At 53.5% G+C, this 16,207-nt stretch carries 14 protein-coding genes and 1 rRNA gene; 3 read left to right on the forward strand and 12 right to left on the reverse strand.

Going from position 1 to position 16,207, the window contains the following annotated elements:
* From AC3Y2E_RS31270 to AC3Y2E_RS31290, 5 genes are all read right to left on the reverse strand, one after another.
* Positions 1-120: ribosomal RNA gene (locus AC3Y2E_RS31270) — 16S ribosomal RNA — on the reverse strand; the annotation flags it as partial.
* A 992-nt stretch (positions 121-1,112) separates the two neighbouring features.
* The gene (gene ligA / locus AC3Y2E_RS31275; RefSeq protein ID WP_379217248.1) at positions 1,113-3,116 is read right to left on the reverse strand and encodes an NAD-dependent DNA ligase LigA; all 2,004 of its coding nucleotides are present in this window, start codon (positions 3,114-3,116) and stop codon (positions 1,113-1,115) included.
* 113 nt (positions 3,117-3,229) lie between these two features.
* Entirely contained in the window at positions 3,230-5,554 is a 2,325-nt protein-coding gene (gene pcrA / locus AC3Y2E_RS31280) for a DNA helicase PcrA (RefSeq protein ID WP_379217219.1), read from the reverse strand.
* A gap of 14 nt (positions 5,555-5,568) precedes the next feature.
* A complete protein-coding gene (pcrB, locus tag AC3Y2E_RS31285; protein ID WP_379217220.1) occupies positions 5,569-6,258 on the reverse strand; it encodes a heptaprenylglyceryl phosphate synthase in 690 nt (229 codons plus the stop codon).
* Between the two features lie 218 nt (positions 6,259-6,476).
* A complete protein-coding gene (locus tag AC3Y2E_RS31290) occupies positions 6,477-7,016 on the reverse strand; it encodes a PspC domain-containing protein (protein ID WP_379217221.1) in 540 nt (179 codons plus the stop codon).
* Positions 7,017-7,268: 252 nt separating this feature from the next.
* On the opposite strand from AC3Y2E_RS31290, the gene AC3Y2E_RS31295 reads away from it, so the two are divergent.
* From AC3Y2E_RS31295 to AC3Y2E_RS31305, 3 genes are read left to right on the forward strand one after another with little or no spacing between them, the layout of a single operon-like run.
* On the forward strand, positions 7,269-8,063 hold the full coding sequence (locus AC3Y2E_RS31295) for a thymidylate synthase (protein ID WP_190929322.1): 795 nt from the start codon (positions 7,269-7,271) through the stop codon (positions 8,061-8,063).
* On the forward strand, positions 8,060-8,566 hold the full coding sequence (locus AC3Y2E_RS31300) for a dihydrofolate reductase (RefSeq protein WP_379217222.1): 507 nt from the start codon (positions 8,060-8,062) through the stop codon (positions 8,564-8,566). The genes AC3Y2E_RS31295 and AC3Y2E_RS31300 overlap by 4 nt, the downstream gene beginning before the upstream one ends.
* 27 nt (positions 8,567-8,593) lie before the next feature.
* Complete coding sequence (locus tag AC3Y2E_RS31305) at positions 8,594-9,211, forward strand: class I SAM-dependent methyltransferase (protein ID WP_379217223.1); 618 nt, start codon at positions 8,594-8,596, stop codon at positions 9,209-9,211.
* A gap of 240 nt (positions 9,212-9,451) precedes the next feature.
* On the opposite strand, the gene AC3Y2E_RS31310 is transcribed toward AC3Y2E_RS31305, so the two are convergent.
* From AC3Y2E_RS31310 to AC3Y2E_RS31340, 7 genes are all read right to left on the reverse strand, one after another.
* Positions 9,452-10,312, reverse strand: coding sequence for an HAD-IIA family hydrolase (locus AC3Y2E_RS31310; protein WP_379217224.1), 861 nt, complete (start codon positions 10,310-10,312; stop codon positions 9,452-9,454).
* On the reverse strand, positions 10,306-11,646 hold the full coding sequence (locus tag AC3Y2E_RS31315; protein ID WP_379217225.1) for an alkaline phosphatase family protein: 1,341 nt from the start codon (positions 11,644-11,646) through the stop codon (positions 10,306-10,308). Before AC3Y2E_RS31315 ends, AC3Y2E_RS31310 begins: the two co-directional genes overlap by 7 nt.
* Before the next feature lie 51 nt (positions 11,647-11,697).
* On the reverse strand, positions 11,698-12,669 hold the full coding sequence (locus tag AC3Y2E_RS31320; protein WP_379217226.1) for a carbohydrate ABC transporter permease: 972 nt from the start codon (positions 12,667-12,669) through the stop codon (positions 11,698-11,700).
* 15 nt (positions 12,670-12,684) lie between these two features.
* A complete protein-coding gene (locus AC3Y2E_RS31325) occupies positions 12,685-13,641 on the reverse strand; it encodes a carbohydrate ABC transporter permease (RefSeq protein ID WP_379217227.1) in 957 nt (318 codons plus the stop codon).
* A 126-nt stretch (positions 13,642-13,767) separates the two neighbouring features.
* Positions 13,768-15,102, reverse strand: a complete 1,335-nt coding sequence (locus AC3Y2E_RS31330; protein ID WP_379217228.1) for an extracellular solute-binding protein — start codon at positions 15,100-15,102, stop codon at positions 13,768-13,770.
* Between the two features lie 201 nt (positions 15,103-15,303).
* Positions 15,304-15,900, reverse strand: a complete 597-nt coding sequence (locus AC3Y2E_RS31335) for a glycerol-3-phosphate responsive antiterminator (RefSeq protein WP_379217229.1) — start codon at positions 15,898-15,900, stop codon at positions 15,304-15,306.
* A gap of 107 nt (positions 15,901-16,007) precedes the next feature.
* Entirely contained in the window at positions 16,008-16,196 is a 189-nt protein-coding gene (locus AC3Y2E_RS31340) for a hypothetical protein (protein ID WP_379217230.1), read from the reverse strand.
* Positions 16,197-16,207: the final 11 nt, after the last annotated feature.

Genomic DNA, 16,207 nt, shown 5'->3' on the forward strand with positions numbered 1-16,207 from the left:
AGGCAGGTTGCCTACGTGTTACTCACCCGTCCGCCGCTAGCCCCGAAGGACTCGCTCGACTTGCATGTATTAGGCACGCCGCCAGCGTTCGTCCTGAGCCAGGATCAAACTCTCCAATAAGGTTGAGCCGCCTCTCCGATTTCACTCACGAGAAGCATCTCTTTATTTTAGAGCTGATTGCTCAAACGTACTGACTTGTGAAATCTCGCAGCTTGCGCCAACGAAATTTCTTTTATGGTCCGTTTCATTTGTTCAGTTTTCAAGGAACTTTGTTGTCGCCGTCATGGTTCATAAGCCTTATTTACTGGCTCATTTTTTTAGCGAATCATGTCGTGACAAGAACTTATAATATCAGGTTTCAAAATGGAATGCAACTCTTTTCTTAAATTATTTTTCGGATTCGTTCCAGGCCACCCACATTAGCCGTTACAACGCAGCAAAGACCAGGTTAAATTACATGTTCGACAAAAAGAAAAGCTTCCTGACGAAACCTTAGCCGTGATGCATGACCCGACGTACGAGGCAGCTTTTCTTGCGAGCGGAAAGAATTCAGCTTCGCTGAAAACTGAATCTTTCTTAGCTCTTAAGGAAAAACCATCCGGTCAAAGCATCCGGACGGTCCTTGGTGTGCAACGTTTGCGCGTTGAAGGGAAGGGGACCCTCGCTCGGGCCGCTCGTTGATGAGTTTTTAGGGTAACAGATCGCCTTCGGTTATGGCCCGTGAGCAGCTTTCACACGATCAGATCCCCTTCAGCTTTCGCTAAAACGAAATACGTACAGACTAATCACATAATAAGAGTCTCTGGCACCCTCTATATTCGACATATTGGGAGGACAGAGACGAATAGAGGTGGTTTGTACCCCTTATTTCAACCAACTAATGGGGGTATAACCCTTTTAGCGGATTTTAGAAGCTACAAACCGCTCTTATTCCGTGTCCAGGCGAGTGTTCGAACAAAATTAAGGGTACAAACCACTCTTATTCGGTTCTCTCTTACCTCTGAGCGGGAGCACAAGGTCCAAGATGCTACGATGAACGTCCGGCATTGTGTCCATTTAAGAAAAAAATCTAACACAATGCATGCCCGGCGTAAGCGATAGCTTCTATTCGGTTATCCCTCAAGCAGCCGCTGCAGTTCTGCCTCGTCCTCGATTACAGGGATGCCTAGTTCTTTCGCTTTGGCCAGCTTACTGCCCGCACTCTCGCCGGCAATGACAAGATCGGTCTTCTTGGATACACTGCCGGTTACCTTGGCACCGAGCGCTTCAAGCTTTTTAGCGGCCTCGTCCCGCCCCATGCTGGTTAGCGTACCGGTGAGCACCACGGTTTTGCCGAACAGCGGATGCTCGGTATTGGCCGGCTGCGCCCGTTCCTCCGCTTGCGGCGTTACGCCTGCCGCCAGCATCCGCTCGATGCTGCGGATCATGACGGGATCGGCAAAAAAGTTCACGATGCTCTCCGCAACGATGCCGCCGATATCCGGGATACCAGTTAACTCGTCGGCCGTAGCGGTCATCAGTCTATCGAGGCTGCCGTAATGCTCGGCCAGCGACTTCGTCGTCGTTTTGCCCGTATTGGGGATACCAAGCGCGAATAAAAACGAAGGCAGATCGCATGTCTTGCACTTCTCGATCGCTTCGAGCAGCTTCTTGGCCTTCTTGTCCCCGAATCGCTGCAGCTTGATCAGATCTTCGAATTGCAAATAAAACAAGTCGGACGGATCGCGCACCTCAAGCTCGTCATACAACTGCTGGGCCGTCATAATACTGAACGTCTCGATATCCATCGCATCGCGCGAGGCGAAATGCGTGATCCGGCCTATTAGTTGAGGCTTGCAGCCAAGCCGGTTCGGACAGAACAGATGAGCGCCCCGCTGCTCCAGTTCGGTGCTGCAAGACGGACATGCGGTAGGATAAACAATCTCCGTTCCGTCCTGCTCCTCGGTCACTTTGCCGAGAATTTCCGGAATCACGTCATTGGAACGACGGATAAAGACAGGTGTTCCGAGTGCGAACTTCAAATTTTTGCGCTCGATGTCGCCTATGTTGTTAAGCGTACAGTTGGACACGGTAACGCCGGCGATATCTACCGGCTCGACGGCGGCGACAGGCGTCAGTTTGCCCGTCCTCCCTACTTCCCACGATACCGATTGCAGGATCGTCGTCGCTTCTTCGGCTTCGAATTTAAAAGCTACCGCCCAGCGTGGAAATTTATCGGTATAGCCGAACACTTCGCGTGTACGCATATCGTTAATTTTGACTACCGCACCGTCAATCAAATAATCAAAATCATGCCGGACGGTCTCCAGCCTGCGCAACTCTTCGGCGACATCCAGAATCGAGTCGTAAAATTGCACGTATGGGTTCACCTTAAAACGGTTGTCCCTCAAAAATTGCACCATTTCTCGATGGTCCTTAAACCGGGCTTTATCCGAATATCCGACATTGTATATGAAAGCGTTCAGTTTTCTTTCGGCTGTCGCTTTCGGATTCAAGTTGCGGAGTGCTCCGGCTGCAGCGTTACGCGGATTTTTCAGCGTCTCCGCCGCGGTTTTGTTGTAGGCATCGAAGACCGACAAGAACATCATGCCTTCGCCCTGCACCTCAAGAATCCCGTCTTTGTAAGGAATTTCAAGCGGGATGGAGCGAATCGTCTTCACTTGCGGAAGAATCCCTTCGCCAACGACCCCGTTGCCGCGCGTGGAAGCCTGAACGAGCTGACCTCCGTCATAAGTCAGATTCAACGAAAGTCCGTCGAACTTCAGCTCTACGACAAAGGAGGGCTCCGGCAGCGGATCTTCCGGATTACGGGTATTGTAATCGTTAATCAGCTTGAGCACCCGGGTATGCCAAGCCATCAGATCATCTACATTTTGCGCTTTATCCAGACTCCATAGTCTCGCCAGATGTTTGTGCGGCTGAAAGCCGTCCAGCAGCTCTCCGCCGACGCGCAAGGTCGGAGAGTTCGGCAGCGTGACGCCGGTCTCCCGCTCCAGCGCAACGAGCCGGTCGTACAGCTCGTCGTACTCCTTGTCGCTAATGATGGGCTGATCCAGCGTATAATACTGGTAATTGTGCTTGCCGATTTCATCGATCAAGCTCTTCATCGTTTCCATCGCATCTGCCACGATTCAACTTCATCCTCTCATAAACGGATTAAATAGTCCGCAATCCTGCACGCGATCCTGTCCGCACACTGCCGGCAGGACGGAAGTTTCGTGTCAGCCGTTTACAGCTTGGAGATCGGGGCGAATTTCGCGAGCAGCCGCTTCACCCCGACAGGAGCAGGAAAAGCGATCTGCAGCTCCGTATCATCGCCGCTTCCCTTTACAGCAACGATGACGCCGGTCCCCCACTTGCCATGGCTCACTTTATCACCGTTCGCATACGATGCCGCCGCGCCGCTTCCGGCAGCTCCGGCCTGGCGCTGCTGCACACCTGCAGCGGCTCTGCCGGCGACCGATTGAGCTGCGCCGATCGAGCTTCCCGCCGGCGAGCCGTATGCTCCCCTCGAAGGAGATCCGTATACCGACGTGCCGCCGCCGTATCCCCCGCTCCGGGAGCTGTAAGAGGATCCGCTGCCGCCAATGACGCCGTAACCTCCCGCATTCTCGACCAGCTCCGCGGGAATTTCTTTGAAAAACCGTGACGGCGCGTTCGCCGCCGTCTTCCCGAACAGCGTGCGCATCCGTGCGCAGGTCAAATAAAGCTTCTCCTCCGCACGCGTGATGCCTACATAAGCGAGCCGGCGCTCTTCCTCCAGCTCTTCGTTGTCCAGAAACGCACGGCTGTGCGGGAATACTCCTTCTTCCATGCCGATGATGAAGACGACCGGGAACTCTAGTCCTTTGGCACTGTGCATCGTCATCAGGATGATCGCGTCTTTGTCGCTGCCGTCGTCTTCCTTGTCCATCGTGTCGATGTCCGCGATTAAGGCCAGATCGGTCAGAAACGACACAAGCGACTTCTCTTCGCTTCGCTTCTCGAAATCAAGCGTAACGGACAGAAACTCGTCGATGTTTTCTAATCGCGACTTCGATTCAATCGTATTTTCCCGCAGCAGCTCTTCACGGTAGCCGGTCAGCTCCAGCATCTTCTCGGTAAGCTCCGTAACGGACAAATAGTCGAGCATTGCGTTCAAATTGCGGATCAACCCGTAAAACTCGGCCAAGATAGCCCGAAATCTCGCGCTTAATTCCAAGCTGTCCGCCTGCTCCAGCGCGGCAAAGATGGAAATTCCCCGCGCCGCCGCAGCTTCAGCCAGCTTGTCCAGCGTCGTATCGCCGATCCCGCGCTTCGGTACATTAATGATCCTTCTTAAACTAATATCGTCATCCGGATTCGAGATCAGACGCAGATAAGCCAGGATGTCCTTAATTTCTTTCCGGTCATAGAACTTGATGCCGCCCACGATCTGATACGGGATATCCGACTTGATCAAAATTTCCTCGATTACCCGAGACTGGGCATTGGTCCGGTACAGCACCGCGTGGCTCGAATACTTCTGGCCCTGCTTATAGTTTTTGACGATTTCCCCGGCTATAAAATAACCTTCCTCGTGCTCAGAGCCCGCTTCATACCGCTGCAGCTTGCTTCCGTCGCCTTTGTCCGTCCATAACCGCTTGGGCTTGCGTCCGGTATTGTTGTTAATGACGGCGTTGGCCGCATTCAGGATGTTGGAGGTGGAACGGTAATTTTGCTCGAGGTAAATCGTGCGGGCTTCCGGGTAGTCTTTCTCGAAATTCAAAATATTTGCAATGTCCGCTCCGCGCCAACGGTAAATCGACTGGTCGCTGTCGCCGACGACGCATATATGATGATGCTTGTCCGCAAGCATCCTGCATAGCATATATTGAGCTCTGTTCGTATCCTGATACTCATCCACGTGGATGTATTGGAACTTGTTCTGGTAAAACTCCAGCACATCCGGAACTTGCTGAAACAGCTCGATCGTCTTCATGATCAGGTCGTCAAAATCGAGCGAATTGTTGGCCTTCAGCTTCTTCTGGTAAAGCGTGTATACTTTGGCGACCTGGCCTTGAAAGAAATCGCCGATTTTGCGCTCGTACCGCTCCGGCGTGACCAGTTCGTTTTTGGCTGAACCCAGCTCCGCCTGGATTGCCTTCGGCTCGAACTTTTTGGCGTCGACGTTCAGTTCCTTCATACAAGTCTTTATAACCGACAGCTGGTCCGTGGAATCGAGAATCGAGAAATTGGATGAATATCCGATCCGCCCAATGTCCCGCCGTAAAATGCGAACGCACATGGAGTGAAACGTGGACACCCAAATGTCGGACGCCGAAGGTCCGGCGATTTTCCCGATTCTGTCCTGCATTTCCCGGGCTGCTTTATTCGTAAATGTGATGGCCAAAATGCTCCAGGGAGCCGCTTTCCGCGTAGCGATCAAATAAGCGATCCGGTGCGTCAAAACGCGCGTCTTGCCGCTGCCCGCTCCCGCCATAATAAGTACGGGGCCGTTCAGCGCCTCGACCGCCTCCCGCTGCTCCTTATTCAGTTTGGCCACTGCCGCATGAATATCGATGCTTCCGTTCATTCCGGTCAACCTTTCTATTCTTGTATCGCCCGGACTGTCTCCAGGGCACGATCCAGGTTCTCGTATACGGCGTTCCCGACGATGATCGTATGAGCCGCTTCCGACGCCAGTCTCGCTTTGTCGGGGCCGTCGATGCCTCCCCCGTAAAACAGCCGGGTACGCTCGAGCTGCGCCGCAGCGCGCTTCACCAGATCCATATCGCCGAACATACCGCTGTATTCGACGTAAAATACGGGAAACCGGAACAGCTTCTCCGCGATTCTCGCATAAGCGACCACATCGTCCGCTTGCAGCTCTGTCCGGGCTTCCGTTACGCGGGCCGCACTGGAGCCGCTGTTCAAAATCACGTATCCCTCTGCTGCAATCTGATCCCACTGCATCATCGGACCGTATTCTTTCACTGCACGGTGATGCTGACCGACAACAAAATCCGGATTGCCCGCGTTCAGCACGACGGGGATCAAATACATATCGAATCCCGGAACGATCGCGTCGTGTTCGGATATTTCCAGCACACAAGGCACCTCGAACCGGCGAATCCGGGACAGCAAATCTACCGTATTATCAAACGTAACTCCCGTTGTGCCGCCAACCATAACGGCATCCGTACCCGACATGCATACCCGCTCGAGCGCCGAGTCGGTTATGTCCCGTTCCGGGTCCAGCTTGAAGACGTGCTTCCACCGTGCAATGTCGATGTTCAACCGTGTAACCCTCCGACTATCCGGGCGTTGTTCCCTTCAAAATAAAAACTAATCTCAGTCTATGTCAGCACTCCGGGGGTGTCAAATGGTTCATCGCGGCGTTTGCTTCCATCATACCAAAAGCGAATGTATGTTCGTAATCGTTTCCAACAAGGAAGCATTCCCTATAAAAAATAAAACCACGGAAGCTAAAGTTCCGTGGCTGATACCAACCTGCTTTATTTGTCGCTCTTCTCATACTGCGCCAGCTTGGCGCGAAGTTCCTCAATCTCTTTTTGGAGCGCCTTCTTCTCGACGTCCCGCATCATCTCGTCCAGATTGGGAGCCGGCTTCTGCGGAGCGGGACCGGCGGACGGCGGAGCTTCCGTCTGCGGCTGATAGCCGGGACCGTAGCTGGGCGGCTTCGATCCGTATCCGCTCGAATAAGTGGAACTTCCGTACGGCTGATGCGTCGTTCCGCTGGAGCTGCCATAATACGAACTGCCGCGGTAGTGCGGATCCGAATGATAGGGTCCGGGGCCGTATTCCGGCCGGTTCGGATACCCGTATGTTGGGTTATAAAACGGATCGAACGCCGGTTCCTTCGGAATGACGAGGCAGGCGATAAAATATATCGGGATCAGTGTGCCTCCGGTGAAGAAAGCCGTCACCAGCAAGACGACACGCAGCAGCGTAGAATCGACGTTAAGAAGTTCGGCCAGCCCGCCGCATAAACCGAACAACTTGCTGTCTCTACGGGACCGGTACAATTTTTTCATGTCGGACAACACCTTTGTATGGTATTGGCTCACCGCATACCGGACTTGGCAGCGATGCAACCTTATGCTTCTAGTATAGAAAATCGGACGCCCATCCAAAACGGACCGAAGATGGTATTCGGACTGGACTTAAGTCGGGGTCGACCGACAGGTCTTCGTATCGGGCACGCCCTTCCTTATGGTAATATAAAATGGTTGAAATGGACAGCGGAAGTTCCGCAAACGACGGAAAAGAAAAGAGGGAACTTACTAATGAAGCAATACTTGCAGCTATGCGAAACGATATTAAACGAAGGCGTGCACAAGTCGGACCGGACCGGCACAGGCACAATCAGCTTATTCGGATACCAGATGAGATTTGATCTGCAGCAAGGTTTTCCGCTGCTGACTACGAAGAAACTACATCTTCGCTCGATCATTCACGAACTGCTGTGGTTTCTGCGCGGGGACACAAATGTTGGCTATCTGCACGAACACGGTGTATCTATATGGGACGAATGGGCTGATGAGAACGGCGATTTGGGGCCGGTGTACGGCAAGCAGTGGCGCTCATGGGCCAAGCCTGACGGCGGCGCGGTCGACCAGATTGCGATCGTGCTGGATCAAATCAAAAACAATCCCGATTCGCGCCGGATGATCGTCAGCGCGTGGAACGCCGCCGAGCTGGACCGGATGGCGCTGGCCCCCTGCCACTGTCTGTTCCAGTTTTATGTGGCGGACGGCAAGCTGTCGTGTCAGTTGTATCAGCGGAGCGCGGACGTTTTCCTTGGCGTTCCTTTTAATATCGCCTCTTATGCGCTGCTGACGCTGATGATGGCTCAAGTTACCGGACTGCAGCCGGGCCATTTTGTCCATACCTTGGGCGACGCGCATATTTATTCGAATCATATGGAGCAGATCCGTCTCCAAGTAACCCGCGAACCCCGGCCGCTGCCGGCGATGAAGCTGAACCCGGATGTCCGGTCGATCTTCGACTTCCGTTACGAAGATTTCGAGCTGATCGGCTATGATCCGCATCCGCGCATTAAAGGGGAGGTCGCGATATGAGCGGACAAGCACCTGCTTCCGTCTCGATGATCGTCGCCATGGCGCAAGGCGGCGTAATCGGCAAAGATAACAAACTGCCTTGGCGGCTCCCGGCGGATCTTGCCTTTTTCAAAAGAACGACGATGGGCCATCCGGTGATAATGGGGCGCAAAACGTACGAATCGATCGGGAAGCCGCTGCCGGGCCGGTTGAATATTGTACTGACCCGGGATGCCTCCTATGCCGCCGACGGCTGTAGGGTCGTCCATACGCCGGAGGAGGCGCTTGAGGCCGCTGCCGGGCAAAGCCCGTTCGTTATCGGAGGCTCGGAGGTGTACGGCATGTTTTTCCGCTACGCTGATCGGATCTACGTTACCTCGATCGAGGAACGATTCGAAGGGGACGCCTTTTTCCCCGAACTCGATCCCGATCAATGGGAAGTTACCTCGAGCGTGGCGGGCGAGGTCGATGAGAAAAACGCACACCCTCATACGTTTCTGACTTATGAGCGCAAGCTTGCCTGAGTAACACCAGCTGAAGGAGGGGAACCCGTGACCGGTGTATATAAAGCCGATTTAGTAGCCGCCTACAACCGTCACGCTGAAGAGCGGGACCAAGCGGGAACGGCCGAATGGAAAGTTCGCGAACGAGAGCATTTTCTGAAAACCCTTAGGAAGAACGATACCAGGACGTTGCTGGAGGTCGGCTCCGGACCGGGACGGGACGGTCTGTTTTTTGCATCCGCCGGGCTTGAAGTGGTCTGCACCGACCAGTCCCCGGAGATGGTACGGATTTGCCGGGAGAAAGGATTGCAGGCCGAGGTGCGAAGCTTCGACGATTTGGGCTTCCCGGATCAATCGTTCGACGCCGTGTACGCCTTGAACTGTCTGCTGCATGTGCCGAAAGCGGAGCTCCCGGCCGCCCTGAAGGAGATTCGGCGGGTGATGAAGCCGGACGGGTTGTTTTACATGGGCGTGTATGGCGGGCGTGATTCGGAGGGTGTATGGGAGCAGGACTTTTATGAACCGAAACGGTTTTTCGCGATGTACACGGATGAGAACTTGCTGAAGGCAGTCAGCAGCTTGTTCCGGATCGTATATTTCGACACCGTGTCGCAAGGAGAAGACAATCCTCATTTTCAGTCGCTGATTCTTCAGCCAAGACAGTGAGCGGCAGCTTAATAAACCAGTTACACCGGTGCTTCTATGAACGATAGAACTCTTCCAACATGCACCGTTAACGCACAGAAGCGGCCGGATAACCGGACCGCTTTTTTCATCGTTGCAGGAACTCAAGGTTTGTAGAGTCGCAAGGCCTTAAAGCGTTGCTTTAAAAAAAGTGATTGGTCATTCATCGTGGAGAAGGCTTCGTTTAGAAGCATTTTTCGCTAGCAAACGGCAACGTTCTCATTATACACCGCCAAATCCCACACGAGCCGAAAGAGACTGCAGATCCGGAAGCGCAACATCCGGCCGCAAGTGGAAAGGGAGCGGTTCCTCAGACGACGGAAGATTGGCCGCACCGTACAGCCAGATCGTTTTCATGCGTGCGGAACGGCCTCCCGCAATGTCCGTATGCAGATTATCGCCGACCATTACGCATAATTCAGGGTATTTTACGCCGCAGTTTTCCATAGCAAGCTCGAACATATAAGGAGCCGGCTTGCCGAAATAATTGATTTTCCGGCCCGTCATCGCCTCAAGCGCGCTATACAGAGCTCCGGTCTCCGGCACCTTTTCGCCCCGGCTCCCCGGATGAAACAAATCCGGATTGGTCGCAAGCACCGGCGTACCGGTGTCCATTTCTTCCATAGCTGCCTGTAGCTTCGCGTAATCATAGGACGTATCCCGGCCAATCACGAGCGTATCGGCCCGTTCGTCGCTGTACAGCGGCACTAAACGATGCCCGGCCCGTTCCAACGCGCTATGCAGGGAACGGCTGCCGATCACTTTAAGCGTCGTTCTGCCGTACAGCCTCATCAGGTGCAGCCCTATTAGTTCCGTAGCCGTCATAATTTGTTCGGACCCGGCTTTTAGGCCCATCCGGACTAAGCGGGCGGCCACCTGCGCGTCTGTATCGGTAGAATTATTCGTTACGAAGCGGACCTGCTTCCCTTTATGGCTTAGCCATTCCAGCAGCGCCAAAGCCCCGCCCGCCAGCCGATCGCCAAAATAGATGCAGCCGTCCAGATCAAAAAATACCGCTTCCGCCTGAAGCAGCAGCTCCAGAGCTGCGGATACGCTTCGTTCGTCATCCTCCAAAATTAACATGACCTTCCGTCCCTTCTTCCCAGCATCAGCTTCTTTCCGTCCGCGTCCGGGATCGCGATGCCGAACCAGCTGGCAACCGTCGGCGCTACATCCACAAGTCCGATGTCCGGCAGACGTGCTCCCCGCTCGATCCCCGGGCCTGCCGCGACAAAGAATGCCCTCATCTCGTCCCGGTCCGCGAAATAACCGTGCATTCCGGTAAATTTGGACCGCTCTGCCGTTACCTCGCCGCCTTGATGCCCAAAGTTGACAAACCAGTCCAGATGCATGTCAAAAGCGAAGTCCGGCTTAAAACGGCTATGTTCGCCTCCTGCGGGGAGCCCCCATTTTTCAAATTCCGCATCGTCCTCCACCAGCAGCCGGACACCCTCCACGGACCGGAGCCGGGAACGAACCTGCTCCCGCAGCTTTTCTCTTTCCTCAGTGTCTTGTTCCAGCAAATAAGCGTACCCGCTGCCGCCATTGGAAACGGCCATCACCTTGCTCCGTTCGGGGCATGCCTCGTCAAACCAGCCCAACTGCTTAAACAGTACGTTCGGATAAAACGTTCGGGTCGCGTCGGCAAAGCCGTGATCGGACATAATGACCACAAACGTCTCCTCCGTCCCGCCTGACGCCTCCAACTCCTGAAGCAGCTCCCCGATTCGCTCGTCTATATAGGTCAGAGACCAGTCCAGTTCCTCGGAATGCGTGCCATAATCATGCTGATAGCTGTCCGGAAGCAAATAATGGACAAGCAGCAAATGGGGGGAATGGCGCCGGATGAGATGCTTGGCGATTTCGGTCGTCAGCCAGTCCTGCATAGGACCTCGGGCATGATCTTTGCTCCATGACGCATACCTGTGCATGGGCAGACCCAAATCCACAAGCTCCTTCCATAAAGAAGCCGTGCTTCCCGCCTCCATTAATTCCTGCTCGTAGCATTCCGGTATGACGAAATCGAGCCCAGTCGCGCCCCAAGTTTTAGGCCAGCACAAGGCGGCTGTAGTGCCTCCGATTTGTCTCACCGCGTCATAGATCGTTAGACTGTGAACGGACTCTTCCTTCGGATACATCCGCTCTCCGAAGTGCTCCCCGACCCGGTTCGTCTCGCGGTCCACGACCCAATTGCCCAGAACGCCATGCTTGCGGGGATAGGTGCCGCATACGAGGCTCGTATGAATAGCCCACGTAGCGGAAGGCGTAATGCTGCTCATCCCCGCTTCGACGCCCCGCTGCGCAAGCTTTTTCAGGTTCGGCATCGGTACGCCGCTCCGATTCCAGCTGTTATACCCCAACCCGTCGATGCTGATTACAAGAACGCGGGGCAGTTTGGCGTTCGCTTTGTTCATCATTGACACCCCTTCCTAGGGTCCGCTCGACACGGTCCGGCTCCGGAAAACCGGCTACTCTTTCAGACCGCCCAGCGTCAGCCCTTGAATAAAATATTTCTGCAGCATTAAAAACATCGCTATTACCGGTACAGCCCCTACGGCCGCGCCTGTCATCAACAGTTTGAAATTAGCTAGATTGGCGTCCTGGAGGGTCTTGAGGCCGGCGGTCAAAGTAAACCATTTCACATCGTTCAGCACGATGATCGGCCATAAGAACGAATTCCACTGCGCCACGAAGGTGAATATCCCAAGCGAAGCCATCGCCGGCATAGCCAAGGGGATAACGACATGGATGAACGTTTTCCACTCGGACGCTCCGTCAATCTTGCTCGCTTCCAGCAGCTCGTTCGGTGTGTTGACCAGAAACTGGCGCATTAAAAACACACCGAACGCTCCGGCCAACCCGGGGAGGATCACTGCCCCCAACGTATCGTACAGCTGAAGGTTTTGCACGATCATAAACGTGGGAACGAGCGTAACCTGTTCAGGGATCATCATCGTGGCGAGAATAATCCAGAACACCGCCATCCGCCCCGGAAATTGCTTTTTGGCCAGTACGTAACCGGCCATCGTATCGAACAATATACACCCGAGGGCGCCTATTACGGCAACGACGGACGTGTTGATCAGCCATCGGATAATTTCGGTACTCTTAAACAAATACACATAAGACGAGAACGTCGAACGGATCACTTCCTGCATCTTCTCTTCGTGATATTGCACCCGTTGTCCGTGGCCCGCCTGCTCGGCTTCCCGCTTTTTTTGCCACTGCGAGAAGTACTCCACAACTCCGAACGGATACAGCTTGGGAGGATCGGATTCCACATACGATACGGGCTGCTTCATCTCTTCATTCTGATAAGACGGCAACTGAAGGGATGTGGTGAAGATCCAATACAGCGGCAGCAGAGATATGACCGCCATAACGAGCAGCAGCCCGTATACGATCCATTTTCCGAGACGATTACGTGCGGTATAGGTCATGAGGGTCCTCCTCTCTCAGCTGTTCTTGCTTCTTAAGCGAAACTTGAAGCGCCGTCTGTCGTCGTCGCCGGATATTTGATACTGAATGATCGAGAACACCATAATAATCAGGAACAAAATAACGGATTGCGCGGAAGCAAGACCGTAATCGAAATCGCGGAAGGCGGTTTTGTAGATGACGTGCACAACAGTTTCCGTAGCGTTGCCCGGACCGCCGCCTGTCATCATGACGATTTGGGTGAACACTTGGAACGAGCCGATCAAGGTTAGAATCAACAAATAAAACGTCGTCGGCTTCAGCAGCGGAACCGTAATTTGTCGCCAAATCTGAAAGGAAGACGCCCCGTCTATACGGGCCGCTTCGACCAGATTCGGATTCAGGGAGCCCATCGCCGCCAAATAAATAATAATCCCCGCACCGGGCGGTATAAGCAAGTTCATCAAGATTAGCGACCACAGCGCCGACGAGGATTGCCCCAGCCAGTCGATCGGCTGCAAACCGATCCATTCCAGCATTCCGTTGAACAAGCCGAACCGGTAATTAAACATCCAGCGCCATACCATCGCGATTACAACCATAGAGGTGACCGACGGGATATAAAAGGCGGCGCGGAAAAACGTCCGGGATACCGGCCGGAGGGGGAAAACGAGAGACGCGATAACTAAAGCCGACCATACCGATACAGGTACGGTTACGATCGTGTATACAAACGTGTTCCATAAGGAAACCCGGAACATCTCGCTGCGGAAAGCCTCGATGTAATTGTCCAGTCCGACCCAATGGGCATCGAATATTTCAAACTGTTGAAAGGAAAGCGCCAGCGACCAAAAAACCGGGATAATCGTGAAGAGCGCAAACAACAGCAACTTGGGCAGCAAAAACCAATAAGCGGGCGCATACCGGCTGTAGCTGCGCTTGAGCTTTTCCTTGAGCGTTATGCCGGTCTTCATGTGATGCATGTAAGATTCCAAGCCCCAGTCCTCCTTATGAGGGGCCGGAGCTCCCGTTATCGGCGGAAGCCCCCGACCGTCTTATCGTTTCTGAAACTTCATTCGTTGAGCTCTCGGAAAGGCAGCTATGCAATCGTTGCCTTTTGATTACTTTCTCAAAATCGGCTCCACTTGCCTGCCTGCGTCCTTTAATGCTTGTTCCGCGCTTTTCGTGCCGTTTACGGCAAGCTGCAGCTCTTTTTGAATCAGCTCGTCGATTTTCGCCCACTGCGGATGACGCGGCACCATAACGGCGTTTTCCGATATTTTTTGCGCCTGCTCCATTTGCGGATTATCTTCGAATGGGCGTTTTTGTGCAGCCGATTTTTTGGATGGAAACACCCCGTAATATTTGGCCGTCGTATAGATTTCGTCCGTCGTCGTCAAAAACTTCATAAACTCGACGATCATCTTGCGCTTCCCGTCATCCTTCTGCTTAAACATAACCCAGCCGAGAACGTCGCCGATTGTAGTTGATTTGCCGGTTGTACCACTTGGGTATTCCGCAACCATAAAGTTCATCTTGTAAGGGTCTTTCTGGGCCGAAGCGATCGCCCACGAGCTCCACGGCTGAACGGCCATCAGCCGTTTGTCCGCAGCGGCAAATTGCTTCCACGTATCGCCGACGTTAGACGTTCCCATATCGGGAGGGGCTGCCTGGTGCTTGAATTTCAGATCGAGAAACTTTTGCAGTCCGCTGATCGCTTCGGGCGAGTCGAACGTATACCGGGTCATATCTTCGCTTAACGGACGCCCGCCATCCATCATAATGAACGGCCATGCCTCGTAGTAGCTCGGCATAATATAAGTCGAGAAACCGTGCTTTCCGTCTCCGGTAAGCTTCTTCATCTTGTCTACAAATTCTTCATACGTCCATTTGCCGTCCTTAGGAGGCTCTACTCCTCTGGCTTTGAACATATCGAGGTTGAGCAGCAGCGTATGCACCCGGGAACTGACGGGAATGCCGTAATGCTTGCCCTGATATTCATACTCGGCTAACGTGTTCGGGAAGAAGTCGTCCAGCTCTTCCTTGGTATAGAAAGGGTCGATCGGCTCCACGACACCTTGCTGAATGTTCTTGACGCTGGCAATCCGGTTGCTGACGTTGTATACGAGATCGGGCCATGCCTTGCCCGCTATGGCGACATTTAATTTGTCTTCCATCTCCGCCCATGGAGTCTGTACGATCTTGATCGTTACACCCGGATGAAGCTTTTCAAATTCGGCTTTTTTCTGTTCGATCCAAAAATACTTATTATTTTGATCATCCGACCATCTTGGGCCGTCCCAGACGGTAATCTCCCCGGTCCAGGCCGGAGCGTCCGCCGAGCCTTGACTCACTTTCGAGCCGGACGGAGCCGGGGACGAGCTGCAAGCGGACAGTACGACGGAAGCGATCAAGGTGACGGATGCCAGCTTAGCAAATCGAAAACGACGAAACATTCAGATAGACCTCCCGCTTAAAGTAATGGTAGTAGAAGAAAATCGAAATAAAATGCAAATGCAGTCGAGCCGGCAGGCCTCACCCCCTCAACGGAAAATAAAAAAGAGAAGGCGCAAAGAGGCGGCCTCCGCCATAGGCGGAAGTTGCAACTCCTTGAGCTTTCTCTCATCACACAAACTCAGGTTCGTTTTATTTTATTGTTACATCCCGTCAGGGAAAAAATCGTTGAAGCTTTTGCGCCATAACGCCGTTTCCGACACGGATAACGAGGTGGCGCCTGCATTCAACGCAGTCCGCGCTTCGTCCACGGTCCGGATTAGTCCGCTGGCGATGATCGGAATCGTATCGGTTGCCGCTGCATAGGTTTCAATTACTTTCGGTATGACTCCGGGCATGATCTCGATTCCGTCCGGTTCAAGCTGATCGATCAACTTGAGCCCGTTGTCCACGGCCAGCGAATCGATGACGAACAAGTGAAGGATGCCGTACAACCCCGCCTGCTTGGCCGCTTTTACCATATGACTCTTGGGCGTCACGATACCGTCTGCCTGGATATGGTCCGCTACGAATTCAATCGTTTCCTTGTCCGTGCTCGACAGTCCGCGAACTAGATCCAGATGGATGAAGGAATGTTTTCCCGCGTTCCTCACTTGCGTGACGGCCGGAATGATCTCCGAAGCGCTGCCGCCCATAAAAAACACATTATCCACTTTGGATTCGAGAGCGGCATTTAACTCCGACAGTTTGCGTACGGCAGCAATGATCGGCTTGCTCCCGATTCGATGAAGTAAAGTCATCTTCCACTCCCTTAGATGCCTACTGAAGCCAGTATATCATACGGATCTCTTCTTGTTTGTTTAGTATTTGTTAATGTGGATGCGAGTCGGCCCGCTTCTCTGCATCGTCATTTCGCGACGTCAATCGGACTCCAGATTCCCACCTGCTCTTCTTCCTTGTCCTCCCGAATATGAAACACTTCTATCGTGTAGGCATTACGCAAGGATACGTGCCCGTTCTCCTTCATAAACCGCTCCAGCTGTCCGTAGCCTTCCCCGATCGTGCGATTTGTGCAGATTACCCGTGCTTGATCCACACACCTCCGCC

It is taken from the genome of Paenibacillus sp. MAH-35 (assembly GCF_058135425.1).